The sequence below is a fragment of the Piscinibacter defluvii genome (assembly GCF_004011805.1).
Lineage (GTDB): Bacteria > Pseudomonadota > Gammaproteobacteria > Burkholderiales > Burkholderiaceae_C > Piscinibacter > Piscinibacter defluvii.
Genome location: NZ_RCHJ01000004.1, coordinates 186,065 through 211,943 on the forward strand (window position 1 = coordinate 186,065; position 25,879 = coordinate 211,943).

Sequence of the window (25,879 nt, forward strand, 5' to 3'; positions counted from 1 at the left end):
TCGATGGTTATCGACTTTGTTCCATCGCAACCCGCCTGCATCATCGCGCCATGTCCCCGCCCCTGTCCCCGCCCAAGTCCCTGCCCGAACGGGTCGCCCAGGCGCTCGCCTTCGAGGCCCTGGCGATCCTGATCTGCACCCCGCTGTTCGGCTGGCTGTTTCACACCGGCTGGGCCGCGATGGGCGTGGTGACGCTGGCCAACTGCCTGATCGCGCTGGCCTGGAACGTCGCCTTCAACGCCGGCTTCGACCGTGCGCTGGCCGCGCTCGGGCGCCGCGCGAGCGCGTCGACCCGCGTCGTGCACGCGCTGCTGTTCGAAGGCGGCCTGGTGCTGCTGTGCGTGCCCTTCGCGGTCTGGTGGCTGCGCATCTCCTGGGTCGAGGCGCTGCTGCTGGACGCCGGGATGCTGGCCTTCTTCCTGCCCTACACCTACCTGTTCCACTGGGGCTGGGACCACCTGCGCCCGACGACAATCCGGCATGGTCAGCCTGCGCCCTAGGCTGCCGGCGGCCGTCTGGGCGCTGGGTGGCGTCAGCCTGCTGATGGACATCTCGTCCGAGATGATCCACAGCCTGCTGCCGCTGTTCCTGGTGGGCACGCTCGGGGTGAGCGTGCTGGCGGTCGGGCTGATCGAGGGCGTGGCCGAGGCGACCGCGCTGATCGTCAAGGTGTTCTCCGGCGCGCTGAGCGACTGGCTGGGCCGACGCAAAGGCCTGGCGCTGCTCGGCTACGGGCTCGGTGCCGCGAGCAAGCCGGCGTTTGCGCTCGCGCAGGGCCTCGGCATGGTGATGGCGGCGCGCTTCGTCGACCGCGTCGGCAAGGGCATCCGCGGCGCGCCGCGCGACGCGCTGCTGGCCGACCTGGTGCCGCGCGACGTGCGTGGCGCCGCCTTCGGCCTGCGCCAGTCGCTCGACACGGTCGGGGCCCTTGCCGGGCCGCTGCTGGCGAGCGCGCTGATGGTCTGGTGGGCCAACGACTTCCGCGCCGTGTTCTGGGTCGCCGTGGTGCCCGCGGTGCTCAGCGTGCTGCTGCTGGCCGTCGGCGTGCACGAACCGCCGCGGCCGGCACACGCCGTGCCGGTCAACCCGATCCGGCGTGCCGCGCTGGCACGGCTCGGCGCGGCCTACTGGCAGGTGGTGGCGGTCGGCGCGGTGTTCACCCTGGCCCGGTTCAGCGAGGCCTTCCTGGTGCTGCGCGCACAGCAGCTCGGCGCCGACGCGGCCGCGGTGCCGCTGGTGATGGTGGCGATGAACCTGGTCTACGCCGCCAGCGCCTACCCCTTCGGCCGGCTGGCCGACCGCCACGATCACCGGACGCTGCTCGCCCTCGGGCTGCTGCCGCTGATCGCGGCCGACCTGGTACTCGCGCAGGCCGGCGGCTGGTCCGGCCTGCTCGCCGGCGTCGCGCTGTGGGGCCTGCACATGGGCATGACGCAGGGCCTGCTCGCCGCGATGGTGGCCGACACCGCGCCCGACGACCTGCGCGGCACCGCCTACGGCGTGTTCAACCTGATGGCCGGCCTGGCGCTGCTGGCCGCCAGCGCGATCGCCGGCGGGCTGTGGGACAGCGTCGGCGCCGCCGCCACCTTCCACGCCGGCGCCGCGTTCGCCGCGCTCGCGCTGCTGGCGCTCGGCACGCTGCGCCTCGTCAGGCGCGCGTGATCGGCGGCAGGCGCCGCGCGCCCGCGCCGGCGGCGCCGCACTCGTCGCCCGGGTTGTAGAGCGCACAGGCGCGCAGCGACAGGCAGCCGCAGCCGATGCAGCCGTCGAGCCGGTCGCGCAGCGCCTGCAGCGCGGCGATGCGCTCGTCCAGGCGCGCGCGCCAGTGCGTCGACAGCCGGGCCCAGTCGGCCTTGGTCGGCGTGCGGCCCTCGGGCAGCTCGGCGAGTGCCTGCGCGACCTCGGCCAGCCCGATGCCGAGCTGCTGCGCGGCGCGGATGAAGGCCACGCGGCGCAGCGCCGCGCGCGGGTAGCGGCGCTGGTTGCCGGCGCTGCGCTGCGCGGCCAGCAGCCCGCGCGACTCGTAGTAGTGCAGCGCGGTCACCGCCACGCCGCTGCGTGCGGCCAGTTCGCGGACGCTCAGGAACTCCTGCGCCATCGCTTGACCTCGAGTGGACTCGAGGTCCTATTCTGCCGCGATGGACTCCTGCTTCACCGTTCCGCCGCCGCCCGCGCCGGGCCTGTTCTCGCGCGGCCTGGTCGCCGCCAGCCTGGGCGCGGTCGCGCTGGTCTCGCTGATCGCCTTCGAGGCGATGGCGCTGGCCGCGGCGATGCCGGCCATCGCCGCCGCGCTCGACGGGCTGGGCCTGTACGCGCTCGCCTTCGGCGGCATGGTCGCCACCTCGGTGATCGGCATGGTGGCGGCCGGGCGCTGGTGCGACCGGCATGGCGCGCGCCGCGCCACCGCGCTCGGGCTCGTCGTGTTCGGCGCCGGGCTGCTGATCGCCGGCGCCGCCTCGGGCATGGGCTGGGTGGTGGCCGGGCGCGTGGTGCAGGGCTTCGGCGCCGGCATGCTGGGCGTGGCGCTGTACGTCGGCATGGGGCAGCTGGTGCCGGCCGCGCTGCACCCGCGCCTGTTCGCGCTGCTGGCCGCGGCCTGGGTGGTGCCCGGGCTGGTCGGCCCGCCGCTGGCCGCCGGGCTGGTGCACTGGCTCGGCTGGCGCTCGGTGTTCTTCGTCGCCGCCGCGCTGGTGCCGCTCACCGCGCTGCTGCTGCTGCCCTCGTTCGGCCGCCTGCCGCGCCCGGCACGCGCGGCTGCACCGCAGGTCGACCAGCGCCTGGCCTGGGCCGCGCTCGCCGCCCTCGGTGCGCTGCTGCTGCATGCCGCGGGGCAGGCGCTGCCCGCGGCCTGGCGCGGCCCGGCGCTGCTCGCCGGCCTGGCCGCCGCCGGGCTGGCTGCGGCCCGGCTGCTGCCACGCGGCAGCCTGGCGGCGGCACCGGGGCTCCCCGCGGTGGTGGCGCTGCGCGGCCTGCTGGCCAGCGCGTTCGGCTGCGCCGAGGTGTTCCTGCCGCTCGCCCTCACCCGCGCGGCCGGCTGGAGCCTGGCCCAGGCCGGCATCGCCCTGAGCACCGGCGCGGTGATGTGGAGCCTGGGCAGCGCCGTGCAGGCGCGGCTTCAGGACGCGCAGCACCGGCGCCGCGGCCTCCAGGCCGGCCTGGCCGGCGTGGCCGTGGGCCTGGCGATCGTGGCCGCACCGCTGGCGGCCGGCACCTCCTCGACCATCGCCACCTTCACCGGCTGGGCGCTGGCCGGTTTCGGAATCGGGCTGGGCTTCCCGATGCTCTCGGTGCTCACGCTCGCGCTCTCGCGCCCCGAGGAGCAGGGCCGCCACGCCTCGGCGCTGCAGCTCGCCGACGCACTGACCACCAGCGCCGCGCTGGCGCTGGCCGGCGGGCTGTTCACGCTGGGCGGCCTCGACGGCCCGCGTGCGTTCGCACTGGTGCTCGCGCTGCCGATCGGGCTGGCGCTGCTCGGGGCGGGGCTGGCGCGACGGGCCTTCGGCTGACGCTGCGTCCGCCGCGCGGCCGGCGCCGTAGGTCGGCCGCATGTCGCCTTCGAATCCGCTGCCCGGCCGCGCGTCCGCGCCGGCCGACCACCTCGTCTGGCACAACCTTGCCGGCCACCATGCCGCCTTCGCCGTCGGCGATGCGCGGGTGCGCCGCTACCGCCCCGGTTTCCTCGGCTTCGCCGCCTGCGCCGATCCGCACGCACCCGACCCCGCGGCGCTGGCGCGCTGGTTCGCGCCGGGTGAAAGCGCCTTGCTGATGCTCGACGCGCCGCTGCCCGAGCGCGCCCGGGCCGGCTGGCAGACCCTGGTGTCCAAGCGCGCGCTGCGCATGCACTGGCACGGCGTGGCGCCGCCCATCGTTCCGGCCCCGCCGGCCGTGCCTCTCGGCCCGCGCGACCTGCCGGCCATGGCCGCGCTGGCCCGGGAGGCCGGGGCGGCGGGCATGTTCGCGCCGCGCTGCCTCGAACTCGGGCGCTTCCGGGGCGTGTTCGACGCCGGCCGGCTGGTCGCGATGGCCGGCACGCGGATGGGCGCCGGCGGCCTGCGCGAGATCGCCTCGGTCTGCACACATCCCGCGCAGCGCGGGCGCGGCCACGCCAGCGCGCTGGTGCAGCAGCTGGTGGCCGACATCGTCGCCGGGGGCGAACGGCCGATGCTGTGGGTGGCCGAAGGCAGCCCGGCGCAGCGCATCTACGAGACGCTCGGCTTTCGCGTGCAGCGGCCGCAGTTCTTCGTCATGCTGCAGCGTCGCCCGGCCGAGGGGCCGGGCCGCGCGGCGTTCAGGCCGTCAGCTCGCGCGCGCTGATCGTGTAGCGGAAGCTGTCCGGCGACAGCTCGTCGAAGCGGCCTTCGGCGTTCTCGCCGTTCGGGTACATCAGGAACGGCAGCGTGCCCTTGGCAGACTGGTTCGGCAGCGTGATGTCGTGCGCCGTGTTGAAGCCGACCCAGTTGCCCTCCCAGCGCCCGAACAGGCCGGCCTTGACCGGCGCGACCACCGGGTGCGCCGGATCCCTGATCCATTCGGCGGTCTCCTGGCGCATCACCTTCAGCACGTCGGCGGGGTCCATCGCCACCCAGCCCAGCCCGGCCAGGTAGGCCTCGGCGCGGCAGTGCTGCGCGCCCTTCAGGTTGGCCGGGTTCGCGCCCAGTTCCTTGTAGCCGAAGGCCGAGGGCGCCAGGCGCAGGCCGTAGACGTCGCGCGCCGGGATGCCCGCGGCGCGACACAGGCCGACGAAGATGGCGTTCAGGTCGGCGCACTTGCCGCCCAGGTTGCCGGTCTCGAGCATGGTGCGGATGTCGCCGTTGCCGCAGCCGCGCACCTTGGGCTCGCGGTGCGCGTTGGCCACCACCCACTCGTAGATGCCGCGCACCTTGTCGAGCTCGGTCCGCGCGCCCTTGGTGGCCTCGAGCGCGGTCTTCTTCACGATGCCGTCGGTGGGCAGCAGCTCGGTGGGCGCGAGCTGGGCGCGCAGCAGCGCCGGATCCTCGGCCGGGGCCGCGCGCCGGTTCCAGTCGACCGCGCGGTCGCGCGTCTGCAGGCGGCTGGTCAGCACCAGCGACGGCGCCGGGCCGCCGGCCGCAAACTCGGCATGGAGCATGCGCACGCCGCGTGCCGGGTCGGCCACGACGCGTGCGCTGCTCGCATTGCCGCTCCAGCTGTTGTCCAGCGGGCGCTGCCAGTCGGTCTCGAGGTCGGGCAGCGGCAGCCACAGGCGCGTCGTACCGCGGGCCTCGGGCACGTCGACGCGGGTGGTCAGCTCGAAGCTGCGCCAGGCGCCGGGCTGCGGGTCGAAACGGCGTTCCTGGGCGAGCGCCAGCCGCGGCAGCACGGCCGCCGGCCAGGCGGCGGCAGCGGCCTTCAGCAGGCGGCGGCGCAGGGGCGACGAGGTCATCGGGTTCTCCACTCGGTTGCGATCGGGGGCGAAGGCTACAGCAAGGCCTGCACCCAGCCGCGCGCCGGCTCGCCGGTCCAGTCGGCCGCGCCGACGATGGTCAGCACCGCCTGGCCGTCGCGCCGGATGAACACCGTGCTCGGGAACGCCCGCACGCCGAAGGCCTTGGCGACCAGCCCGTCGGCATCGCGCAGCACCGGCAGGTCCATCGCGGTGGTCTCCATGAAGCGGCGGATCGTGCCGGCGCCCTCGCGGTAGTTGACGGCCACCACCAGCAGCCCGTCGCGCTCGTGGCGCTGCGCCATGAGCTGCAGCGCCGGCATCTCCTCGCGGCAGGGCTGGCACCAGCTGGCCCAGAAGTTCAGCGCGACGACCTGCCCGCGCTGGTCGGCAAGGCGCCAGTGGCGGCCGTCCAGGTCGGGCAGCTCGAGCGCCGGCGTCGGCGTGCCGCGCGGCCAGGGGCGGCGCTGGGCCTGGGCCCGGGCCGGGCCCGGCGCCGCGGCCCAGGCGATCAGCGCACCGAGGGCTCGGCGGCGCGGCAGGGTCGTGTACGGCTTGTCCACGGCCCGGATTGTGGTGCCGGGCATCGGCCAGAATGGCGCCCGACCGCGACAGCGCCGAGGAGCCTCGATGAAGACCCTTGCCCATGCCCTGGCCGCCCTGCTGCTGGCGGCGACCGTCGTCGCCGCGCCCGCCCAGGTCCGCAAGGACAGCGTCGTGCTCGGCATGATCCTCGAGCCCGCGCCGGGGCTGGACCCGACCGCCGCCTCGGCCGCCTCGATCGCCGAGGTGGTGCACCTGAACGTGCTGGAGGGGCTGACGCGCATCCACCGCGACGGCAGCGTCGGCCCGCTGCTGGCCGAAAGCTGGAGCGCCGACCCGGACGGCAAGGTCTACACCTTCCGGCTGCGCCGCGGCGTGAAGTTCCACGACGGCGAGGCCTTCGACGCCAGCGACGTGAAGTTCAGCTTCGAGCGCGCCAAGGCCGAGGGCTCCACCAACAAGGCCAAGAAGGCGGTGTTCGACAACATCAGCCGCATCGACACGCCCGACGCGCACACGGTGATCCTGGTGCTGAACAACGCCGACGGGAACTTCCCGTTCCGCATGGGCGAGGCGACCGCGGTGATCCTCGACCCGAAGAGCGCCGCCGGCACCGCGAGCCGGCCGGTGGGCACCGGCCCGTACCGGTTCGAGGACTGGAAGAAGGGCAGCGCGATCTCGCTGGTGAAGAACGAGGAGTGGCGCGGTGCCGCGACGGTGAAGATGAAGAAGGTGACCTTCCGCTTCATCAGCGACCCGGCCGCGCAGGTGGCCGCGCTGCTGGCCGGCGACATCGACGGCATGCCGCGCTTCGGCGCGCCGCAGAACCTGCCACAGTTCCAGGCCGACAAGCGCTTCACGGTGGAGATCGGCGGCACCGGGGGCAAGACCATCGTCTCGATCAACCACCGGAAGAAGCCGTTCGACGACCTGCGCGTGCGCCGCGCGCTGGCCGCGGCGATCGACCGCAAGGCGATCATCGCCGGCGCGATGGAAGGCTACGGCGCGCCGATCGGCAGCCACATGGTGCCCAGCGATGCCGGCTACATCGACCTGACCGGCGCCAACCCCTACGACCCCGAGCGCGCCAAGGTGCTGCTCAAGGAGGCCGGCGTCGCGCTGCCGCTGAACGTGACGCTGACGCTGCCGCCGCCGGTCTATGCCCGCAAGGGCGGCGAGATCGTGGCGGCGCAACTGGCCAAGGTGGGCATCGTCGCGAAGATCGAGAACGTGGAATGGGCGCAGTGGCTGGCCGGCCCGTTCAAGGGCAACTTCGACCTGACCATCATCAGCCACGTCGAGCCGCTGGACTTCGACCGCTACGCCGACCCGTCGTACTACTGGGGCTACGACTCCAGGGCCTTCCGCGAGCTGCTGGCGGCCTACAACACCACGCTCGAGCCCAAGGCGCGCATGAAGCTGCTGGCCGACATGCAGAAGAAGCTGGCCGACGACGCCGCCAACGTCTACCTGTTCCAGCTGCCGCAGTTCGCGGTGGCGCGCAAGCCGCTCAAGGGGCTGTGGAGCAGTTCGCCGATCTTCGCCAACGACCTGGCGGCACTGAGCTGGTAGGCCGGGCCTTGCGAGGTCTCGCCGCCGCGCTGTTGCCGCTCGCCTTCGCCGGTGCGGCAAGCGCGCAGGGCGCCGCGCCGCCGCCCGCGCCGGCAGCACCGGCCTCGGCGCCCGAGGCCAGCCTGCCGCCGGTGGAGATCCGCGCGCGGCGCGACGATCCCATCGAGCAGCGGCGCCAGTCGACCGCGGCGAAGATCGTGGTCGGCCGCGAGGAGATCGAGCAGTACGGCGACACCTCGCTCGGCGAGGTGCTGCGGCGCCTGCCCGGCGTCACGCTGGGCGGCCGGCCCGGGCGCGGCGGCGAGGTGCGGCTGCGCGGCATGGGCAGCGGCTACACGCAGATCCTGGTGGACGGCGAGCGCACGCCGCCGGGCTTCTCGCTCGAGCAGCTCTCGCCGGACCTGGTGGAACGCATCGAGATCCTGCGCGCGCCGACCGCCGAGACCGGCACACGCGCCATCGCCGGCACCATCAACATCGTGCTGCGCGAGCCGCTGCGGCGCGAACGCGACCAGCTGCGCAGCACCCTCACCGTGGAGGACGGCCTGCCCTCGCCGCACGCCTCGTGGACCCGCGAGCGCAGCTTCGGCGCGGGCCACGGCATCAGCACCACGCTGAACGCGAGCCGCACGCAGCAGCGCAACGACTCGAGCGCGCGGCGCGTCTTCAGCGATCCGGGCCAAGCGGAGCCGGCACTCGACCTGGCGGGCGAGGACCACGCCACCAGCCTGCGCCACAACCTCAACCTGGCCACGCGGCTGCAGTGGCGGCTCGGCCCGGGCGAACAGGCCGGGCTGCAGCCCTTCCTGCTGGCCAGCCGCTCGAGCAACCACGGCGACGGCACGCTGCAGGCGCTGGCCGGCGACGCGCCCTATGCCACGCGCAGCAGCGAGGGTTCGTCGTCCTACCGCGTCGCGCGGCTGTCGGGCAACCTCACGAAACGCATCTTCCCGCAGACGCGGCTCGAGCTGCGCGGCCAGGTCGGCGGCTTCGGCTACGACAGCCGCTCCACCCTGCGCCAGGCCAACGCCGACGGCAGCCCGCGCCTGGCGCAGGCGAGCGACCTGACCCTGCGCGACCGCTCCGGCTCGCTGACCGGCAAGCTGCTGGTGGAGCTGGGCCAGGGGCACGTGCTGGTCGGCGGCGCCGAGCTGGAAACGGTGCACCGCACCGAGAACACCGTGACGCTGGTCGACGGCGTGCCGCAGGAGGGCGACTTCGGCATCGACGTGCTGGCGCGCACGCGGCGCCATGCGGTCTATCTGCAGGACGAATGGGACCCGGCACCCGACTGGTCGGCCTACCTCGGCCTGCGCGCCGAGACGCTGGCCACGCGCAGCGACAACGGCGTGCGCCCGGTCGACAACCGGCACACCGTGGTCTCGCCGCTGGCGCACCTGGTGTGGCGCTACGCGGCGCCCCGGCGCGACCAGCTGCGCGCCTCGCTGACGCAGAGCTGGCGCGCGCCCTCGCTGGCCAACCTGCTGACGGTGCCGTCGCTGGACACGCTGTACCCGGTGCCCGGCGGCAACGTCGCCTCCTCGCCCGACCGCATCGGCAACCCGGCGCTCAAGCCGGAGATCGCCCACGGACTGGACATCGCCTGGGAGCGCTACCTGTCCGGCGGCGGCGTGGTCTCGGTGAACCTGTTCCACCGCCGCATCCGCGACGTGATCCGCAACGTCACCACGCTGGAGACGGTGGAATGGGCCGGCGAGCCGCGCTGGGTCTCGAGCCCGCGCAACCTCGGCCACGCCACCGCGCAGGGCATCGAGTTCGACGGCAAGTTCCGGCTCGACGAATGGCAGCGCGAGTGGCCCGGCGTGGCGCTGCGCCTGAACCTGAGCCTGTACCGCTCGCGCGTCGACTCGGTGCCCGGCCCCGACAACCGGCTCGACCAGCAGCCGCCGGCCAGCGGCAACCTGGGCGCCGACTGGCGCATTCCCGGCAGCGGCTGGACGCTCGGCGGCACGCTCGGATGGACACCCGCCTACCGCACCCAGCTCACCGAACTGGCCGCGCAGGAGCTCGGCCGCAAGCGCGTGATCGACGGCTACGCGCTCTGGCAGGCCAGCCCGTCGACACGCTGGCGACTGAGCCTGTCCAACCTGCTGCCCGAGGACAGCCTGAGTACCGGCAGCGTGCTGCAGGACGAGCAGCTGCAGACCGTGCGCAGCGCCGGGCGCAACCAGCTGGCCGCGAGCCTGCAGCTCGAGGTGAAGCTCTGAGGCGCTCAAGGCACGAATTCGCAGCCGAGCGCGGTGACCGTGCCGCGCCAGTAGACCCGGCGCCCCTGCGGCGTCAGCCAGGCCACCTCGCCGCGCATCGGCACCGTCATCCCGCCCTGCTCGGCAGGGTCCGACCAGCGCCCCTCCCACGGTGTCATCACCACGTCCTTGCCGATCGTGCGCCCGCGCGCCGCGGCACGCACCGACTCGATCAGGCCGGTGCGCGGATCGAAGCGCATCAGCAGCGAGACGCCGACGGCGTCGTCGGCGAGCGTCACCGTCGCAGAATGCTCGTCGACGGCCGACCACCGGGCACCCTGGCTCGGCAGCAGCGCGGTCGGGTACCAGGCGGCCTCGGCCACGAAGCGCATGAACTCGCCGTGCGCCACGCCGCCGGGCTCGGGGCTCGATCCGCGCAGGTCGGCCAGCGACACGAGCCCCAGCGCGGCCGCGTGCAGCAGGCCTTCGCCCGCGACATAGGCGTCGTGCACCCGCACCACGGCGCCCGGCGCCAGCGCCATGCGCGCATCCCAGACGAAGCCCGGCCGTCGTGTCGTCACGCGCTGCGTCGACGTGAAGGGAATCCACCGGTCCGGCCCCTCGGCCGCCAGGTTGAACGTGCCGCGATGCGTCAGGCGCAGCGCCGCGACGATGGGCGCCCCGTCGGCGAGCGCGGCCCGGAAGAAGCGCTGCACCGGTGGCGGGAGGCCTTCGAGATCGCGTCCGGCGTCGAAGCGTGGCGCTGCGGCGGGCCGGCGGGCCGCCTCGAGCCGCTCGATCAGGGCACGGGTGCGGGCATGCCAGCGCCAGGCCCCGACGGCCGACAGCAGCAGGACGAGCGCCAGCAGCGCGCCGGCGGCCGCAACCGTCCACATGAGCCCGCTCACCATGCCATGCGCCTCATCGCGGGTTCACCTCGTGCAGCCAGCCGACGATCGCGTCGTGCACCGCGTCGCCGCGTCCCACCAGCAGGTGGCCGCCGTCGGCATAGCCGATGAACCGCGCCCCGGGGATGCGGCCGGCGCTGTACTCGGCGCCGGCGTAGGTGCCGAAGCCGTCGTCGCGGGCGCTGATGGTCAGCGTCGGCACGCGGATCGTCTCCAGTGCCAGCGGCCGCAGGCCCTTGCCCAGGCGCGTGTCGTCGCGCAGGCCCGTGGCGCGCTGCGACACCGGCAGCACGCGCTCGGCCAGGTCGTGGACACGCGCCTGCTCCTGCGCACTCGCGGCATGGATCAGCTCGGGCGGTGTCGCCAGCACGTGACGGAACACCTGATCGCGTGCGATCCGCAAGCCGACCCAGTACAGGAGGTCGGAGCCGAGCAGGCGCAACAGCCAGGCGTCCTTCGTGTCGGACACGGGCGGTGCCGAGTCGGCCACGCTGCCCGGCTTCCAGACGATCGGCACCACCAGCACCAGCGCCCCGACCCGGTCCGGATGGCGCAGCGCCATCTGCAGCGCGGAGGCCGCGCCCGCGGAGACACCGATCACCGCCGCCCGGTCGACCCCCAGCGCATCGAGCAGGCACCGATGCGCATCGGCCTGCGCCTCGGGCGAGGCGTCGGCCGGGCGCGGCGTGCGCAGGTAGCCGAAGCGCGACATCGCGATCACGCGAAATCCTTGCCGCGACATCGGGCGCGCCCAGTCCATGCCCTGGTCGTGGCCGCCGCCGCTGCCGTGCACCATCAGCAGCGGGGCGCCGTCGCCGGCCTGCTGCACCTCGATCGGCCCGCAGCGCGTCGCGAGCACGCTGCTGCCCTGCGCCGCGTGTGCTGCGGCAGCGTCGAGGTCGCGCCGCAAGCGCGTGTGCACCGCCGCGGCGCCGACCACCGCCACGGCGACGATCCCCAGCAGCACGCGGCGCGAACCCGACGTCACGGCCTAGGCCAGCACCGCCTGCAGCGGGCGCCGCAGCGACGGCGGCAGCGTCGGCCCCCGGCCGAAGCGCAGCACCAGGTCCGGCCGGCGCCCGGGCAGGCCGAGGAAGCCCGCGAAGGCCGGCCGCAGCGCGGCCACCTCGACCGGCTGGTTCAGGTGCGCGGTGCGCACCCCCAGGGCCGTGGCCTGCAGCGCGAAGCGCTCGTAGGCGCGGCCGGCCGCGATCCGTCCGGCCGGGTCGTCGGACGGCCCGACGAAGACCGCGATCCCCGCCGAGCTGCGCACCTGCCTGGCGTACTTGTCGTTCTCGCCCTTCTCGGTGAAGAAGAACCCGAACATCAGCCGGCCGAGCCACGCGGGCACCGACGGGTTGCCTGACGATGCGCTGTACAGGCCGTCGCCGAGCCGCACCGCGTCGCCGGCGGAGAAGCGGATCCAGGCCCGCAGCTCGTCGACGAACGCCGGGTCGTTCATCTGCGCGCTGTTGCCCTGCACGACGAACGCCAGGACCTCCTCGAGCGCCGGCTTGCCGGTGAGCAGGACCAGCTGCACGCCGTCGCCGGCGGCGGCCCGTTCGAGCGCCCGCAGCTCGTCGGCCGACAGGGGCCGGCCGTCGTACTCCGCGCGCGTGGACTGGCGCCGCGGGATCGCCTGGAACAGCGGCGAGTCCTGCGCCGCCGTCGGCTCGAGCGCCAGGCGCAGCAGCTTGTTGGCACCGTCGAAACGCGCCGACGCCTCGAGCCCGTGCGCGCGCGCGGCCTGCACCAGGTTCTCGGCCGCGCAGCCCAGCGAGACGAACAGGTGGTGGTCGTCGGGATCGACGGCCGGGCAGCGGCGAGTCAGGTCGGGCAGGATCGTGATCGCCTGCGGTTCGATGCCGAAGCGCCAGCACTGCGTGTTGTGGCTCGATGGCGCGAGCGTCGCGCAGCGCACCAGCTCGCGCCTGACGGCGGCCGCGTCGCCGCGATCGACCGCGCCGTGGCGCCACAGCGCCCGCACGGCCTCCTCGTAGGGCATCACGCCGGCCGGCGGCGCACAGCCGGGCAGCAGCGCCGGTGCGCCCGCCGCCAGCGATGCGGTTGCGAACCGGCGCCGTGTGACCCTGAACGAACGCTGCACGCTGCCGACCTCCCTGCGCCAGAAGCAGGCATCGTAGGGCGGCGGTGCGACGCCACCTTGATGCCGCTCAGCCGGCCGCCTGGCGGCGGAAGTCGCTCGGCGTGAGGCCGAGGTGGGTGCGGAACACGCGGCTGAAGTGCGCCATGTTCTGGAAGCCGAGACCGAGCGCGACGTCGGTCAGGCTGCGGTGCTGCTGGGCACGGTCGGCCAGCACCCGGCGGCAGGCCTCGAGCCGGCGCGCGAGGATGTAGCCGGCCACGCCGTCGGGCTCCTCCGCGAAGGCGTTGTAGAGCTGGCGGCGGCTGCAGTTGAGCGCGCGCGCGATCTGGTCCACCGTCAGGGCGGGGTCGGCCAGGTGCTGCGCCACATGCTGCTTGATGCGCTCGCGCAGCGCCTCGCGCTGGGTCTGCGCGGTGGCCTGGCCGGCGAGGTCGAGCAGGCTCAGCTGCACCAGCTGCAGGATCGCCTCGCCGGTGCCGCGCGCCGCACCCTCGTTCATGCTGGGCAGTTCGGCGAAGGCGTTGCGCATGGTCTGCAGCGCCAGCGTGCCGACCCCGCCGCTGCCGCCCAGGCGGCGCGCCATCAGGGCGTCCAGCGGCAGGCCGCGCTCGGCGACCATCGACTTGGGCAGCATGACGATCAGGTGCTCCACCCGCTCGGGGTTGGCCACGGCGTAGCTGTCGGTGGTGTCGTAGATGCTCCACTGGCCCGGCGTGACCCAGGTCTCGCGCCCCTTCTGCTCCACGCCGGCGCAGCCCTTCCAGGGCGCGACGATCTTCAGGTAGGGCAGCTCGGTCCGGCGCGCGATCGACGGCGAGCGCATCACGCGGTGGCGCGTGGCCTCCAGGCGGGTGAGCACCACCTCGCCGGCACGCAGCGTGCGCGCCCGGCCGTCGAAGTCGGCATCGCCGTAGGTGTCGTTCCTGAGCCCCTGGAACAGTCGCGCCAGCCAGTCGCCGAAGAAGCCGGCGCGCTCGCCGGCCGGCACGTGGTCGGTGTCCATGGTCTCGGACCGGGCGGTGGCGGGGGTGCTCACGGCGCCAGATTAGCCCCGCCCGGGCGCCCGCGCGCGGCGCAGGGACATCGGATCGGGAAAGTCCCGAGCCGGCGTGCACGGATGGGCAAGCGCCGTGCACACGCGGCAAAGCCGCCGGCGGACCGGTCTCGAACAATCCCGGCGCAGCCACCACGGAGACAAGCCCATGACACTGACCCGCCGCACCGCCGTGCAAGCCATGGCGGCCTCGACCGCCTTCCCGGCCCTGGCCCAGTCCGCCGCGCCCGTGCGCGTGGGTTACGCGATCGCCCGCACCGGCCCCTGGAGCGTGGGCGCGCAGACCAGCCAGGAGCCCAACTTCCTGCTCTGGGCCGAGATGCAGAACGCCGCCGGCGGGCTGGACGTGAAGGGCACCCGGCGCCCGATCGAGCTGATCAGCAGCGACGACCAGAGCAACGTCGAGACCTGCGTGCGCACCTACGAGAAGCTGATGGGCAGCGACAAGGTCGACCTGATCCTGCCGCCCTGGGGCAGCAACGCCAACTTCGCCGTGGCGCCGCTGGCCAACCGCTACGGCTACCCCTTCCTCGCGCCCACCGCGCTGAGCCGCCGGCTGGTGGAGATGAAGCTGCCCTACTTCTTCCTGCTGCTGCAGCAGCCCAAGCCGATGATGGACGCGCTGGTGGACATGCTGAAGGCGAGCGGCGCGAAGACGGTGGCCGTGATCTACGTCGACGACCTGTTCGGCCTGGAGAACTACGCCGCGCTCAAGGTGGCGCTGGCCGGCAGCGGCATCTCCATCGTCGAGGACAAGAGCTACCCGCTGGGCGTGAAGGACCTGGGGCCGGTGCTGCGCAGCATGAAGGACAAGAACCCGGACGCCTTCGTCGGCCTGACCTACCCGCCCGACACCATCCTGGCCAGCCGCCAGGCCAAGGAGATCGGCTTCAACCCGAAGTTCTTCTACGCCAGCGTGGGCACCGCGTTCCAGCTCTACCGCAACGTGATGAAGGAGGGCGCCGAAGGCGTGCTCGGCATGGGCAGCTGGAACCCGAAGACCAGCCCGGGCGCCAAGGCCTACTTCGACGCCCACGTGCAGAAGTTCGGCGCCGCCAAGGAGCCCGACCGCTGGGCCAGCGGCCATGCCTGGGCCGGCCTGGAGATCCTGAGCGCGGCCGTGGCCAAAGTGGGCCTGGACCGCAAGGCGATCCGCGACTACGTGGCCGGCAACACGCACAAGACCATCGTCGGCGACATCCGCTTCGCCGGCAGCGAGAACGTCGGGGTGCCGGGCACGGTGAGCCAGTGGCAGAAGGGCGAGTTCGAGGTGGTGTGGCCGAAGAACCGCGCCACCGCGCCGCTCGTGGCCAGCAAGCCGGCCTGGGTCTGAACGCCGCATGACGCCCGGCGCCTGGATCGAGCTGATCGCCTCCGGTCTGATCACCGGAGGCGTGTACGCGCTCGTGGCGCTGGGGCTGAACCTGCAGTACGGGCTGATGCGCATCCTGAACATCGCGCACGGCGAGTTCCTGATGGTGGGCGCCTTCCTCACCTACACGGTGCACGTGGCCACCGGGCTGTCGCCGCTGCTGATGCTGCCGCTGGCCTTTGCGCTGATGATGGCCATCGGCATCGGCGTGCACCGGCTCACCTTCCGCAAGCTGGCGCGCACCTCGCCGAACCTGGACGTGTTCGAGGCCCGCGGCCTGATGGTGTCCTTCGGCCTGATGTTCATCGCGCAGAACGCGGCGCAGATGATCTGGGGCGCCGACCTGCGCGGCTACGACTACCTGACCGAGCCCGTGCACCTGGCCGGCGCGCAGTTCGCCGGCAACAAGCTGCTGCTGTTTGCGCTCTCGCTGGCGTTCAGCGCGGCGCTGATCGTGCTGCTCAAGCAGACGCTGCTGGGCAAGGGCGTGCGCGCGCTGATGCAGTCGCCCACCGGGGCGCAGCTGGTGGGCATCGACACGCAGCGGCTGCACCCGCTGATGTTCGGCGTCGGCCTCGGCCTGTCCGGCGTGGCCGGGGTGCTGCTGTCCACCACCTACACCATCACGCCGGCGATGGGCGAACCCTACACCGTGACGGCGCTGATCGTGATCACGCTCGGCGGCTTCGGCTCGATGCCCGGCGCGCTGGTCGGCGGCCTGGCGCTCGGGGTGGTCGAGGCGCTCGGCATGCACTGGACCAGCCCCTCGCTGAAGAGCCTGCTGAGCTACGCGATCTTCATCGCCGTGCTGCTGTGGCGGCCCAACGGGCTGTTCAACAAGAAGACCTGAGAAGGTGTGAGAGAACCCGGCATGCTGCTGAACACCAGGCTCCTCGGCCGCGACCTGCTCGTGCTCGTCGCCCTCGTGGGCTGGGCACTGGCGCTGCCGCACTACGGCAGCGAGTTCGCCGTCTCGATGCTGCTGACCTGCCTGATGTACGTGGCGCTGTCCTCCAGCTGGAGCCTGTTCTGCGGCAGCACGCGCTACCTCAGCCTCGCCACCGCGGCGTTCTTCGGCATCGGCGCCTACACCAGCGCGCTCACGCTCGAGCAGCTGCCCTGGCTGCTGGTCATCGCGCTCGGCGCGCTGCTCGCCGCCGCGGTGGCGCTGGTGATCGGGGCGGCCGTGCTGCACCTGCGCGGCACCTACTTCGCGGTGCTGACCTTCGGCATGACCGAGCTGATCCGCCACGCGGTGACCACCTTCGAGAAGACGGTCACCGGCACCGTCGGCCGGGTCCTGACGGTCGCGCCCGAGCGCGACACGGTCTACCTCAGCGTGCTCGCGCTGGCGGCGCTGGCGGTGCTCACCAGCATCCTGGTGCGCCGCAGCCGCTTCGGCCTGGCGATGGCCGGCATCGGCAGCGACGAGCAGCGCGCCCAGACGCTGGGCGTGCCGACCAAGCTCGTGAAGATGGGCGGCTTCGCGCTCACCGCCGCCTTCGCCGGGGCGGTGGGCGCGGCCATGGCCACGCGCTGGACCTACATCGACCCGGCCACCGTGTTCAATCCGTTCATCGGCTTCCAGACCGTGCTGATCGCGCTGATCGGCGGCGCCGCCACGCTGTGGGGGCCGCTGCTGGCCGCGGTGGTGTTCAGCCTGCTGGCCGAGACGCTGCGGCTGCAGGTGCCGCAGGCCTACATGATCGGCCTCGGGCTGCTGCTGATCCTGTGCGTGCTCTACCTGCCCGGCGGCCTGGCCAGCCTGCGCTGGGGCACCCTGGTGCAGTGGCGCGACGACACCCGCGCCTGGTGGAAGGCGCTGCGCGCGCCGCAGAAGGAGTCCGCCGCATGAACGGCCACGCGATGCTCGAGGCGCGCGGCGTCACGGTGCGCTTCGGCGGGCTGACCGCGGTCGACGGCGTGAGCGCCGCCTTCGCCGCCGGCGAGCTGGTGGGCATCATCGGCCCCAACGGCGCCGGCAAGACCACCTTCTTCAACACGCTGTCGGGCGTGCAGCGGCCCAGCAGCGGCGACCTGTACGCCCATGGACAGCGCCTGACCGGCGCCGGGCCGCACCGCTACGCCGCGCAGGGCATCGCCCGCACCTTCCAGACGCCGCGCGTGTTCGCCGAGCTCTCGGTGCTCGAGAACATCGAGTTCGGGCTGGAGTTCGCCGGCCGCGGGCGCCAGGCCAGCTGGCTGCTGAAGGACGCGCAGAGCATCCTGCACCTGATCGGCCTGGCGGCACAGGCCGAGCTGCCGGCCGCGACGATCACGCCCTCGCAGCAGCGCCTGCTCGAGATCGGCATGGCGCTGGCCACGCGCCCGCGCCTGCTGCTGCTCGACGAGGTGGCCGCCGGGCTGACCGAGTCCGAGGTCGACGCGATGGCCCAGCTGATCCGCCGTCTGCGCGACGAGCTCGACCTCACGGTGATCTGGATCGAACATGCCGTCACCACGCTGCTGCGCTGCGTGGAGCGCGTGATCGTGCTGCACCAGGGCCGCAAGATCGCCGACGGCACCCCGGCCGAGGTGGTGCGCCATGCCGAGGTGATCGAGGCCTACCTCGGCGACGAGATGGTCGGGACGGCATGAAGAACGACATCGAACACGCGCTCGACACCCGGCTGGCGCACCTGCGGGTCGAGGCGCTGAGCGCCGGCTACGGCCCCTTCCTCGTGCTGCGCGAGCTCACGCTCGAGGCCCGGCCGGGGCTCACCGTGATCCTCGGCCCCAACGGTGCCGGCAAGACCACGCTGCTGAAGGCGATCAACGGCCTGATCCCGCGCGGCGGGCGGATGACGCTCGACGGCGAGCTGCTGCCGCGCGACACCAAGACCAGCGAGCTGGTGCGCCGCGGCATGGCGCTGGTGCCCGAGGGCCGTCAGCTGTTCCCGCAGATGACGGTGCGCGAGAACCTCGAGCTCGGCGGCTGGCTCGTGCCCCAGGCCGGGCGCGGGGCGCGGCTGCAGGCCGTGCTGCGCGACTTTCCCAAGCTGGCCGAGCGCATCGGCCAGCTGGCCGGCACGATGAGTGGCGGCGAACAGCAGATGGTGGCCGTGGCGCGCGCCATGATGAGCGCGCCGCGCCTGTTGATGCTCGACGAGCCTTCGCTCGGCCTGTCGCCGAAGATGGTCGACGAGCTGCTGGCCATCGTGCGCCGCATCGCCGACCAGGGCACCACGGTGCTGATGGTCGAGCAGAACGTGCGCAAGGCGCTCGCCGTGGCCGACCGCGGCATCGTGCTCGAGCGCGGCCGCATCGTCGCCAGCGGGCCGGCCGGCCTGCTGGCCCGCAGCACCGTGGTGCGCGAGGCCTACCTCGGCAGGAACACCCCCCGCACCGCTTCCACCCCCTCCCAGGAGAACACCATGTCCGACCTGTCCATGCTCATCAACGGCCTGGCCGTGGGCGCCGAGAAGGGCGCCACCTTCGAGCGCCGCAACCCGCTGGACGGCAGCGTGGCCACGCGCGCGCCGGCGGCCAGCGCGGCCGACGCCGTGGCCGCGGTGGAGGCCGCCGCCGAGGCCTTCAAGACCTGGCGCGAGACCGGCCCCGGCACGCGCCGTGCGCTGCTGCTGAAGGCGGCCGACGCGCTGGAGGCCAAGACGCCGAAGTTCGTCGAGGCCGTGCCGGCCGAGACCGGCGCCACCGGCATGTGGGCCGGCTTCAACGTGATGCTGGCCGCCGGCATGATCCGCGAGGCCGCGTCGCTGACCACGCAGATCGGCGGCGAGGTGATTCCCTCCGACGTGCCCGGCTCGCTGGCGATGGGCGTGCGCCAGCCGGCCGGCGTGGTGCTCGGCATCGCGCCCTGGAACGCCCCGGTCATCCTCGGCGTGCGTGCCATCGCCACGCCGCTGGCCTGCGGCAACACGGTGATCCTCAAGGGCAGCGAGAACTGCCCGCGCACGCACCAGCTGATCGTCGAGGCGTTCCAGGACGCGGGCTTCCCGCCCGGCGTCGTCAACTACATCACCAACGCCCCGGCCGATGCGGCCACGGTGGTGGAGGCGATGGTGGCGCACCCGGCGGTGCGGCGCGTCAACTTCACCGGCAGCACGCGGGTGGGCCGGCTGATCGCGATGACCTGCGCCAAGTACCTCAAGCCGGTGGTGCTGGAGCTCGGCGGCAAGGCGCCGATGGTGGTGCTCGACGACGCCGACCTCGACGCCGCCGTCAACGGCGCGGCCTTCGGCGCCTTCGCCAACAGCGGCCAGATCTGCATGAGCACCGAGCGCATCGTCGTCGACCGCAAGATCGCCGACGACTTCGTCTCGATGTTCGCGAAGAAGGCCCGCGGGCTGCCGCTGGGCGACCCGCGCAAGCCCGAGCCGGTGGTGCTGGGCTCGGTGATCGGCATGGGCACGGTCGAGCACTGCAACGCGCTGATCGACGACGCGCTGGCCAAGGGCGCCAAGCTGGTGTGCGGCGGCAAGGCCGAGAACACGCTGATGCCCGCGACCATCCTCGACCACGTGACGCCGAATATGCGCATCTACCACGAGGAGACCTTCGGCCCGGTGAAGTGCGTGGTGCGCGTGAGCGGCGTCGACGAGGCCATCGCCTGCGCGAACGACAACGAGTACGGCCTGTCGGCCGCGGTGTTCGGCCGCGACACGGCGCGGGCGATCACCGTGGCGCAGCGCATCGACAGCGGCATCTGCCACGTCAACGGCCCGACCGTGCACGACGAGGCACAGATGCCCTTCGGCGGCGTCAAGGGCAGCGGCATGGGCCGCTTCGGCGGCAAGGCCGGCATCGCCGAGTTCACCGAGCTGCGCTGGATCACGGTGCAGACGGGCGAGCGCCACTACCCGTTCTGAGTGCTCCCAGGGCCGGGGCCGGCGCGGCGGCTTGCGCTACAGTGCCCCGGCCATGACCCGCGTGCATGACCTGAGCGCCCTGGAGCTCGCCGACGGCTACCGCCGCGACACGCTCGGCCCGGTGGAGGTGCTGCGCGAGCTGCTGCGCCACATCGGCCGCTGGGAGCCGCACCTGCAGGCGCTCTACGCCTACGACCCGGAGGCCGCGCTGGCGCAGGCCGAGGCCGCGCAGGGTCGCTGGCGGCGCGGTGCGCCGCTCTCGCCGCTGGACGGCGTGCCGGTCACGATCAAGGAGAACATCGCCACGCGCGGCGTGCCGGTGCCGCTGGGCACCGCGGCCACCGAGCTGGTGCCCGCCGCGGCCGACGCACCGCCGGCCGCGCGGCTGCGCGAGGCCGGTGCGGTGATCGTCGCCAAGACCACCATGCCGGACTACGGCATGCTGTCCTCCGGCCTGTCGAGCTTCCACCCGTTGACGCGCAACCCCTGGAACCTGGCCAAGAACCCGGGCGGCAGCAGCGCCGGCGCCGGCGCCGCCGCCGCGGCGGGCTACGCGCCGCTGCACGTCGGCACCGACATCGGCGGCTCGGTGCGCCTGCCGGGGGCCTGGTGCGGCATTGCTGCGCTCAAGCCGAGTGCCGGCCGCGTGCCGATCCACCCGCCCTATGCCGGCCGCGTGGCCGGGCCGATGACGCGCAGCGTCGCCGACGCGGCGCTGATGATGACCGTGCTGAGCCGGCCCGACGACCGCGACACCACCCGCCTGCCGTTCCAGGCGATCGACTGGCTCGCGCTCGAGCGCGACGTGAAGGGCCTGCGCCTGGGCCTGCAGCTCGACGCTGGCTGGGGCCTGCCGGTGGCGCCGCCGGTGCGCGCGGCCATCGAGGCCGCGGCGCGTGTCTTCGAGGTGGCCGGCGCCCTCGTCGAGCCGGTGGCGCCGTTCATGACCCGCGCGATGATCGACGGCATGGACGCCTTCTGGCGCTGCCGTTCCTGGCTCGACATCCAGGCCCTGCCCGAGGCGCGCCGCGCGCGGGTGCTGCCCTACATCCTCGAATGGGCGCGCGGCGGCGCGGCGCTCAGCGGCGAGCAGGTGTTCCGCGGCTTCAGCCAGATGGCGGCGATGCGCGAGGCCGCCTGCGCGGCCTGCGCGCCGTTCGACTTCGTGCTCACGCCCACCGCGCCGGTGGTCGCCTTCGCGGCCGAGCTGCCCGGCCCGACCGGCGACCCGGCGCAGCCCTTCGAGCACATCGCCTTCACGCTGCCGTTCAACATGAGCGAGCAGCCGGCGCTCTCGGTCAATGCCGGCTTCACCGACGACGGCCTGCCGATCGGCCTGCAGATCGTCGGCCATCGGCACGACGACCTCGGCGTGCTGCAGCTCGGCCGCGCCTGGGAGCGCCTGCGGCCGGCGCCGCGGCCCTGGCCGGAGCCGCCAGGAACCTGAGGCATGAACGACACGCGCGGCAATCCTGTCGGGACCACATCGCCAACCGCGCTGTCGCACGCCGAGATCGCGCTGTGGCGCCTGGTGTCGTTCTACGACGTGCCGCTGGCCGACCTCGACGCCGCCGCCGCCGAAGACCCGGCCTGGTGCTGGCCGCACCTGATGCGCGCCGGCTTCCTGCTCTCGCTGACCGAGCCCGCGCTGCTGCCCGACGCCCGCGCCGCGCTCGAGCAGGCCGAGCTGCGCGCGGCCGGCGGCGCGCCGCGCGAACGGGCCCACCATGCCGCGCTGAGCCGCTGCGCGGCGGGCGACTGGCTCGGCGCCTGCGCGGCCTGGGAGCAGGTGCTGCTGGACCACCCGCGTGACCTGGCCGCGCTGCAATGGGCGCATTTCTTCGACCTGCACCGCGGCGACGCGCGCAACCTGCGCGGCCGCGTCGCGCGCGTGCTGCCCGAGTGGCCGCACGACGACGCGCTGCGGCCCTACGTGCTGGGCCTGCTCGCCTTCGGCCTGGAGGAATGCGGGCACTACGCGCAGGCCGAGGCGGTGGGACGCGAGGTCTGCGCCGGCACGGCCAAGGTGCCGGCCGCCACGCATGCGGTGGCGCATGTGCTCGAGATGCAGGGCCGGCATGAGGAGGGCCGGCAGTGGCTGGCGCAGATGCGCCCGGTCTGGGCCGAGGGCAACGGCTTCGCGGTGCACCACGCCTGGCACCTGGCGCTGTTCCACCTCGAGGCGATGGACCTGCCCGGCGCGCTGGCGCTCTACGACGCCGAGGTCGGCGGCGCCAACCCGGTGCTGACGCTGCAGCGCCTGGACGGGGCCTCCCTGCTGTGGCGCCTGCAGCTGGTCGGCGCGGAGGTCGGTGCGCGCTGGTCCGACATCGCGCTGGGCTGGGACCTGGGCGTGCGCGACGTCGGCCACAGCGCCTTCAACGACCTGCACGCCTTCGTCGTGCTGCTGGGCCTGCGCGACCGGGTGCGCGCCCAGGCACTGCTGGCGGCGGCGCAGCGCCGCGCCGAGCGCGGCCCGGAGGCGCCGCTGCAGGCCGCGCGCGAGGTCGGCGTGCCGCTGATGCGCGGCCTGCTGGCCTTCCACGAGGGCGAGCTGGCCGAGGCGATTCGCCTGCTGCTGCCGCTGCGCGAGCGCGCGGCGCCGCTGGGGGGCAGCCACGCGCAGCGCGAGCTGATCGACTGGACGCTGCTGGCCGCGTGCACCGCCCCGGGCGGCGAACGCCGGCTCGGCCGCGCGCTGCTCAACGAGCGCCGCGTGGCCCGCGGCAACACGCCGCTGGCGGCGCACTGGCGCGCCCGGCTGACGCGCTGAAGCCGAGAGAAGCCGTGAGACGGGAGGCTGCGATGGCGATCCACTTCATCCCCAACGACCCGCGCGCCGGCCGCGCCGCACCGCCGCTGCGCCGCCAGGCGAAGCGGCCCGAGCCGGCCGAGGGCCACGCCGGCTTCAGCTACCAGCGGCCGCCGCCCGAGGGCGTGGCCGCGCCCGGCACGCCGCAGTTCCTGTTCTGGCAGGTGCGCGACGCCGCGCTGGCCGCGCTGCGCGCCTGGGAGGCCTGCGCCGGGCCGCACACCCGCTGGCAGGGCCGCCGCACGCGGCTGCCGCTGCGGCCCGACGAGGGCGAGGACCTGAACGCGTTCTACGATCGCGCGACGGTCTCGTTCTTCCACCAGGAGGTGGCGCCGGGCCGGGTGGTCTACGCCGGCGCCAGCACCGACGTGGTGGCGCACGAAGTCGGCCACGGGCTGCTCGATTCCGTGCGCGCCGACCTGTGGGACATCACCTTCCTCGAGGTCGGCGCCTTCCACGAGGCCTTCGGCGACTGCCTGGGCATCCTCACCGCGCTGGAGGACCGCGCCACGCGCGTAGCGCTGCTGGCCCAGGCACCGACGCTGCGCAAGCGCAACTTCGTCGAGAGCTTCGCCGAGGAGCTGGCCTGGGGCATCGGCCGCGCGATCCCGGGCCACAACGCGGCCGAGCCGCGCCATGCGCACAACCGCTTCCGCTTCCAGATCCCCAGCAGCCTGCCGGCCGACGGCCCGCCGGGCGCGCTGATCAACGAGGTGCACAGCTTCGCGATGCTGTTCACCGGCTGCTTCTGGGACCTGATCGCCGGGCTGTACGCCCGCGCCGCCACGCCCGGCCCGGCCGCGTTGCGCACGGCGGCGCGGCGCGCCGGCAAGCTGCTGATCGCCGGGGCGCGCGCGGCGGTCGTCACCCCGCGCTTCTTCCTCTCGGTCGGCCGCGCGATGGCGCAGGCCGACCTGGCGCTGCACCGCGGCCGCCACCTCGAGACCCTCGCCGCCGCGTTCGCCGGCCACGGGCTGGTGCTCGGCCCGGTGGCCGCGGGCGGCGGCCGGGCGCGCGGCGCCGCCCTGCCCGCGGCCGCGCCGGGCCCGCTGCAGCCGGTGCCGCTCAGCGGGCTGCACCCGCAGCTCGAGGGTGTGGTGGTCCTCGCACCGACCGTGCGCGCGGCCGGCCCGGCCGGGGCGCGCGGCGCGCCGCCGGGGTCGGACGAGGACACCGCGGCCGAGGTGCAGGCCTTCGTCGCCGGGCTGCTGGCGCGCCGGCGCATCGCGCTCGCCCCGCCCGGCGCGCGTGGCGCGGCCCTCGCCCCGCGCCACGACCACACCACCCACGAGGTGCGCGAGCTGCGCGGCCAGCGGCGCCTGGTGCGCAAGCGCTTCCTGTGCGCCTGCCACGCCGGGCCCGGGCTGTTCAGCGCGCGTTGAAGCCGCGCCGCATCAGCTTCTCGCGGCCCTGCGCGTCGACCACGATCTCGTGGCTGGCCGTACCGCGTGCGCCCGGCGCGGCGATCTGGCCATGCGCCGCCAGGCTGGCGGCGAAGGCACGCGCCTCGTCGATCTCCTCGGCCGTGGGCGCCGGCAGCGCGGCCTCGTAGCGGCCGTGCGCACCGCGCCGCACCTCGCCGGCCACCGGCAGCGCCACGTGCAGCGGTGCGGCCCGGCCGCCCAGCGTGACGGCGACCCAGCGCCGCCCGCGCACCTGCCAGCAACCCGCGGCCGGGGCCGGCTCGGCGCTCAGCAGCTCGACCTGCTCGCGCGCCAGCAGCGCACGCAGCGCGGCGGGAATGCGGCCGGGGCCCATCGCGGCCGGGCAGCCGTCAGAACGGCTGCTCCATGCCCTCGCGTGCATAGACACGCTGCACCGCCGGGCGCGCATGCACACGCTGCAGGTAGGGCAGCAGGCCGGGCAGGCTGCGCGCGGGGCGCGCCATGCCGCGCGTCCAGCGGCACAGCATCAGCACGTAGGGGTCGAGCACGGTGTAGCGCGCGCCGAGGAACCAGGGCCCGCCGGAGCGCGCCAGCTGCGCCTCGAGCTGGTCGACCATGCCGGCCACCCGCGCCTCGGCGCAGCCCTTCAGCTCGGCGGCGGCGGACGGCGTGCGGGTCCAGCGCTCGGGATAGAAGTACAGCATCAGCTCGGCCTGCAGCGTGTTGGTGAGCCAGCACAGCCACTTGTAGAACTCGCCGCGCTCGGGCGTGCCCAGCGGCGGGGCCAGGCCGGCCGCGGGGTGGGTGTCGGCCAGGTGCAGCGCGACGGCAGCGGTTTCGTACAGCACCAGGTCGCCGTCCACCAGCACCGGGATGCGGCCGTTCGGGTTGAGCTTCAGGTAGGCCGGCGAATGCTGCGCGTCGCGCGAGCGGTCGACCAGCGCCAGTTCGAAGGGCACGCCGAGTTCCTCCAGCACCATGTGCGGGGTCATGCTGGCGTCGGTGGGGGAATAGTGCAGGGTGAGCATGCGCGCATCGTAGTGCCCGCGCGTGCCCGGCGTGACCGAAATGTCATCGGCGCGTGCGGGGGGCGTGAGGCCCGGTTCCTAGAGTGAACGCATGTCGATCCCGACATGCCCTCCACCCCAGCAGGACACGACCATGACCGCACGCTCTCTTCTCGCCCTCACCGTCGCCATCGCGCTGTCCGGCGCCGCCGCCGCGACCTTCGCGATGGAAGGCACGCAGGACTTCCCGAACGCCGACCAGCTCTCCTCGCGCAGCCGCGCCGAGGTGATCGCCGAACTCGAGGCCGCGCGCCGCGACGGCACGCTGGAGGCCCTGCGCTGGGGCGAGGCCTCGCCGGCGCCGCAGCCCGTGTCGATGCTGTCGCGCGCCCAGGTGGTCGCCGAGGCCCGCGAGGCGCTGCGCCTGGGCCTGATCGGCGCCGACGAGGAAGGACTGCGCGTGCCGACGCCGGCGCAGGCCGAGCTGATCCGCGCCGCCGGCCTGCGCGCGCTCGAGCGGCAGATGGCGCAGGCGGCGAACTGACAGCCCCTCGGGTCGGCCCGCGCGGGTGCAGCCCTCGACCGGGCGGCCCTCGCAGGGCGCGCGCCGGCCGGTGTGCTGGGCCCGGTGTCGGGTTCGCCGCCGCCGCACGGCCCGTGCGAAAAGCGCCGTGGCGATCCG

24 protein-coding genes and 1 pseudogene are annotated in these 25,879 nt (G+C 74.1%); 16 read left to right on the top strand and 9 right to left on the bottom strand.

The features are described 5' to 3' along the window. Positions 1-50 precede the first annotated feature (50 nt). Positions 51-500 (top strand): PACE efflux transporter, encoded by a 450-nt coding sequence (locus D9C15_RS13535; protein WP_205854796.1) that lies wholly within the window; start codon positions 51-53, stop codon positions 498-500. After that, positions 481-1,662: an MFS transporter gene (locus tag D9C15_RS13540; protein ID WP_127998042.1), complete on the top strand. Its 1,182-nt coding sequence runs from the start codon at positions 481-483 to the stop codon at positions 1,660-1,662. Before D9C15_RS13535 ends, D9C15_RS13540 begins: the two co-directional genes overlap by 20 nt. Here D9C15_RS13540 and soxR read toward each other — a convergent pair. After that, a complete protein-coding gene (soxR, locus tag D9C15_RS13545) occupies positions 1,649-2,098 on the bottom strand; it encodes a redox-sensitive transcriptional activator SoxR (RefSeq protein ID WP_127998044.1) in 450 nt (149 codons plus the stop codon). The genes D9C15_RS13540 and soxR overlap by 14 nt on opposite strands. 40 nt (positions 2,099-2,138) lie before the next feature. Between soxR and D9C15_RS13550 the strand changes: the two genes are divergently transcribed. Together D9C15_RS13550 and D9C15_RS13555 are read left to right on the top strand one after the other, a co-directional pair. Continuing rightward, positions 2,139-3,506, top strand: coding sequence for an MFS transporter (locus tag D9C15_RS13550; RefSeq protein WP_127998046.1), 1,368 nt, complete (start codon positions 2,139-2,141; stop codon positions 3,504-3,506). 40 nt (positions 3,507-3,546) lie between these two features. Next, the gene (locus D9C15_RS13555; protein ID WP_127998048.1) at positions 3,547-4,314 is read left to right on the top strand and encodes a GNAT family N-acetyltransferase; all 768 of its coding nucleotides are present in this window, start codon (positions 3,547-3,549) and stop codon (positions 4,312-4,314) included. Here the strand turns inward: D9C15_RS13555 and D9C15_RS13560 are convergent. Continuing rightward, a complete protein-coding gene (locus D9C15_RS13560; protein WP_127998050.1) occupies positions 4,289-5,401 on the bottom strand; it encodes a transglutaminase-like domain-containing protein in 1,113 nt (370 codons plus the stop codon). The genes D9C15_RS13555 and D9C15_RS13560 overlap by 26 nt on opposite strands. 35 nt (positions 5,402-5,436) lie before the next feature. Next, positions 5,437-5,964 carry a TlpA family protein disulfide reductase gene (locus tag D9C15_RS13565; protein ID WP_164886722.1) on the bottom strand — a complete coding sequence of 176 codons (528 nt, stop codon included), beginning with the start codon at positions 5,962-5,964 and terminating at the stop codon, positions 5,437-5,439. Between the two features lie 67 nt (positions 5,965-6,031). Here D9C15_RS13565 and D9C15_RS13570 point away from each other — a divergent pair, with 67 nt between their 5' ends. Together D9C15_RS13570 and D9C15_RS13575 are read left to right on the top strand one after the other, a co-directional pair. Next, a complete protein-coding gene (locus tag D9C15_RS13570) occupies positions 6,032-7,516 on the top strand; it encodes an ABC transporter substrate-binding protein (RefSeq protein ID WP_127998055.1) in 1,485 nt (494 codons plus the stop codon). Between the two features lie 8 nt (positions 7,517-7,524). Further along, positions 7,525-9,744, top strand: coding sequence for a TonB-dependent receptor plug domain-containing protein (locus D9C15_RS13575; protein WP_127998057.1), 2,220 nt, complete (start codon positions 7,525-7,527; stop codon positions 9,742-9,744). Between the two features lie 5 nt (positions 9,745-9,749). Here the strand turns inward: D9C15_RS13575 and D9C15_RS13580 are convergent, their stop codons facing one another. The 4 genes from D9C15_RS13580 to D9C15_RS13595 all read right to left on the bottom strand — a co-directional run bounded on the left by D9C15_RS13580 (position 9,750) and on the right by D9C15_RS13595 (position 13,741). Next, entirely contained in the window at positions 9,750-10,634 is an 885-nt protein-coding gene (locus tag D9C15_RS13580) for a DUF6920 family protein (protein WP_240668406.1), read from the bottom strand. A gap of 10 nt (positions 10,635-10,644) precedes the next feature. Then, complete coding sequence (locus tag D9C15_RS13585; RefSeq protein WP_127998059.1) at positions 10,645-11,619, bottom strand: alpha/beta fold hydrolase; 975 nt, start codon at positions 11,617-11,619, stop codon at positions 10,645-10,647. Between the two features lie 3 nt (positions 11,620-11,622). Beyond that, positions 11,623-12,738: an Acg family FMN-binding oxidoreductase gene (locus D9C15_RS13590; RefSeq protein ID WP_127998061.1), complete on the bottom strand. Its 1,116-nt coding sequence runs from the start codon at positions 12,736-12,738 to the stop codon at positions 11,623-11,625. Positions 12,739-12,805: 67 nt separating this feature from the next. Continuing rightward, complete coding sequence (locus D9C15_RS13595; protein ID WP_127998812.1) at positions 12,806-13,741, bottom strand: AraC-like ligand-binding domain-containing protein; 936 nt, start codon at positions 13,739-13,741, stop codon at positions 12,806-12,808. A 199-nt stretch (positions 13,742-13,940) separates the two neighbouring features. Between D9C15_RS13595 and D9C15_RS13600 the strand changes: the two genes are divergently transcribed. The 9 genes and pseudogenes from D9C15_RS13600 to D9C15_RS13635 all read left to right on the top strand — a co-directional run bounded on the left by D9C15_RS13600 (position 13,941) and on the right by D9C15_RS13635 (position 24,187). Further along, a complete protein-coding gene (locus D9C15_RS13600; protein ID WP_127998063.1) occupies positions 13,941-15,125 on the top strand; it encodes an amino acid ABC transporter substrate-binding protein in 1,185 nt (394 codons plus the stop codon). Between the two features lie 7 nt (positions 15,126-15,132). Beyond that, entirely contained in the window at positions 15,133-16,014 is an 882-nt protein-coding gene (locus tag D9C15_RS13605) for a branched-chain amino acid ABC transporter permease (RefSeq protein WP_127998065.1), read from the top strand. Between the two features lie 21 nt (positions 16,015-16,035). Beyond that, positions 16,036-17,019, top strand: coding sequence for a branched-chain amino acid ABC transporter permease (locus D9C15_RS13610; protein WP_127998067.1), 984 nt, complete (start codon positions 16,036-16,038; stop codon positions 17,017-17,019). Beyond that, entirely contained in the window at positions 17,016-17,762 is a 747-nt protein-coding gene (locus tag D9C15_RS13615; protein WP_240668407.1) for an ABC transporter ATP-binding protein, read from the top strand. Before D9C15_RS13610 ends, D9C15_RS13615 begins: the two co-directional genes overlap by 4 nt. Beyond that, a pseudogene (locus D9C15_RS34030) lies at positions 17,759-18,268 on the top strand (ABC transporter ATP-binding protein); the annotation flags it as partial. The gene D9C15_RS13615 and the pseudogene D9C15_RS34030, both read left to right, overlap by 4 nt. Positions 18,269-18,538: 270 nt before the next feature. Further along, entirely contained in the window at positions 18,539-19,993 is a 1,455-nt protein-coding gene (locus D9C15_RS13620; RefSeq protein ID WP_240668420.1) for an aldehyde dehydrogenase, read from the top strand. Positions 19,994-20,045: 52 nt separating this feature from the next. Next, positions 20,046-21,440, top strand: coding sequence for an amidase (locus tag D9C15_RS13625; protein ID WP_127998070.1), 1,395 nt, complete (start codon positions 20,046-20,048; stop codon positions 21,438-21,440). A gap of 3 nt (positions 21,441-21,443) precedes the next feature. Next, positions 21,444-22,766: a tetratricopeptide repeat protein gene (locus D9C15_RS13630; RefSeq protein WP_127998072.1), complete on the top strand. Its 1,323-nt coding sequence runs from the start codon at positions 21,444-21,446 to the stop codon at positions 22,764-22,766. 32 nt (positions 22,767-22,798) lie between these two features. Beyond that, positions 22,799-24,187, top strand: coding sequence for a gluzincin family metallopeptidase (locus D9C15_RS13635; protein WP_127998074.1), 1,389 nt, complete (start codon positions 22,799-22,801; stop codon positions 24,185-24,187). Here the strand turns inward: D9C15_RS13635 and D9C15_RS13640 are convergent. Next, on the bottom strand, positions 24,174-24,563 hold the full coding sequence (locus D9C15_RS13640) for a hypothetical protein (protein WP_127998076.1): 390 nt from the start codon (positions 24,561-24,563) through the stop codon (positions 24,174-24,176). The genes D9C15_RS13635 and D9C15_RS13640 overlap by 14 nt on opposite strands. A gap of 16 nt (positions 24,564-24,579) precedes the next feature. Next, entirely contained in the window at positions 24,580-25,218 is a 639-nt protein-coding gene (locus D9C15_RS13645; RefSeq protein ID WP_127998078.1) for a glutathione S-transferase family protein, read from the bottom strand. A gap of 133 nt (positions 25,219-25,351) precedes the next feature. Here D9C15_RS13645 and D9C15_RS13650 point away from each other — a divergent pair, with 133 nt between their 5' ends. Then, positions 25,352-25,741, top strand: a complete 390-nt coding sequence (locus D9C15_RS13650; protein ID WP_127998080.1) for a DUF4148 domain-containing protein — start codon at positions 25,352-25,354, stop codon at positions 25,739-25,741. The last annotated feature ends 138 nt before the right edge of the window (positions 25,742-25,879 follow it).

Coding starts and splice junctions, on each gene's coding strand:
- D9C15_RS13640 (WP_127998076.1), bottom strand. CDS start 24,563: ATGGGCCCCGGCCGCATTCCCGCCGCGCTGCGTGCGCTGCTGGCGCGC.
- D9C15_RS13540 (WP_127998042.1), top strand. CDS start 481: ATGGTCAGCCTGCGCCCTAGGCTGCCGGCGGCCGTCTGGGCGCTGGGT.
- D9C15_RS13560 (WP_127998050.1), bottom strand. CDS start 5,401: ATGACCTCGTCGCCCCTGCGCCGCCGCCTGCTGAAGGCCGCTGCCGCC.
- D9C15_RS13645 (WP_127998078.1), bottom strand. CDS start 25,218: ATGCTCACCCTGCACTATTCCCCCACCGACGCCAGCATGACCCCGCAC.
- D9C15_RS13605 (WP_127998065.1), top strand. CDS start 15,133: ATGACGCCCGGCGCCTGGATCGAGCTGATCGCCTCCGGTCTGATCACC.
- D9C15_RS13615 (WP_240668407.1), top strand. CDS start 17,016: ATGAACGGCCACGCGATGCTCGAGGCGCGCGGCGTCACGGTGCGCTTC.
- D9C15_RS13595 (WP_127998812.1), bottom strand. CDS start 13,741: ATGGACACCGACCACGTGCCGGCCGGCGAGCGCGCCGGCTTCTTCGGC.
- D9C15_RS13580 (WP_240668406.1), bottom strand. CDS start 10,634: ATGGTGAGCGGGCTCATGTGGACGGTTGCGGCCGCCGGCGCGCTGCTG.
- D9C15_RS13600 (WP_127998063.1), top strand. CDS start 13,941: ATGACACTGACCCGCCGCACCGCCGTGCAAGCCATGGCGGCCTCGACC.
- D9C15_RS13570 (WP_127998055.1), top strand. CDS start 6,032: ATGAAGACCCTTGCCCATGCCCTGGCCGCCCTGCTGCTGGCGGCGACC.
- D9C15_RS13635 (WP_127998074.1), top strand. CDS start 22,799: ATGGCGATCCACTTCATCCCCAACGACCCGCGCGCCGGCCGCGCCGCA.
- D9C15_RS13650 (WP_127998080.1), top strand. CDS start 25,352: ATGACCGCACGCTCTCTTCTCGCCCTCACCGTCGCCATCGCGCTGTCC.
- D9C15_RS13550 (WP_127998046.1), top strand. CDS start 2,139: ATGGACTCCTGCTTCACCGTTCCGCCGCCGCCCGCGCCGGGCCTGTTC.
- D9C15_RS13630 (WP_127998072.1), top strand. CDS start 21,444: ATGAACGACACGCGCGGCAATCCTGTCGGGACCACATCGCCAACCGCG.
- D9C15_RS13535 (WP_205854796.1), top strand. CDS start 51: ATGTCCCCGCCCCTGTCCCCGCCCAAGTCCCTGCCCGAACGGGTCGCC.
- soxR (WP_127998044.1), bottom strand. CDS start 2,098: ATGGCGCAGGAGTTCCTGAGCGTCCGCGAACTGGCCGCACGCAGCGGC.
- D9C15_RS13625 (WP_127998070.1), top strand. CDS start 20,046: ATGACCCGCGTGCATGACCTGAGCGCCCTGGAGCTCGCCGACGGCTAC.
- D9C15_RS13555 (WP_127998048.1), top strand. CDS start 3,547: ATGTCGCCTTCGAATCCGCTGCCCGGCCGCGCGTCCGCGCCGGCCGAC.
- D9C15_RS13610 (WP_127998067.1), top strand. CDS start 16,036: ATGCTGCTGAACACCAGGCTCCTCGGCCGCGACCTGCTCGTGCTCGTC.
- D9C15_RS13620 (WP_240668420.1), top strand. CDS start 18,539: ATGTCCGACCTGTCCATGCTCATCAACGGCCTGGCCGTGGGCGCCGAG.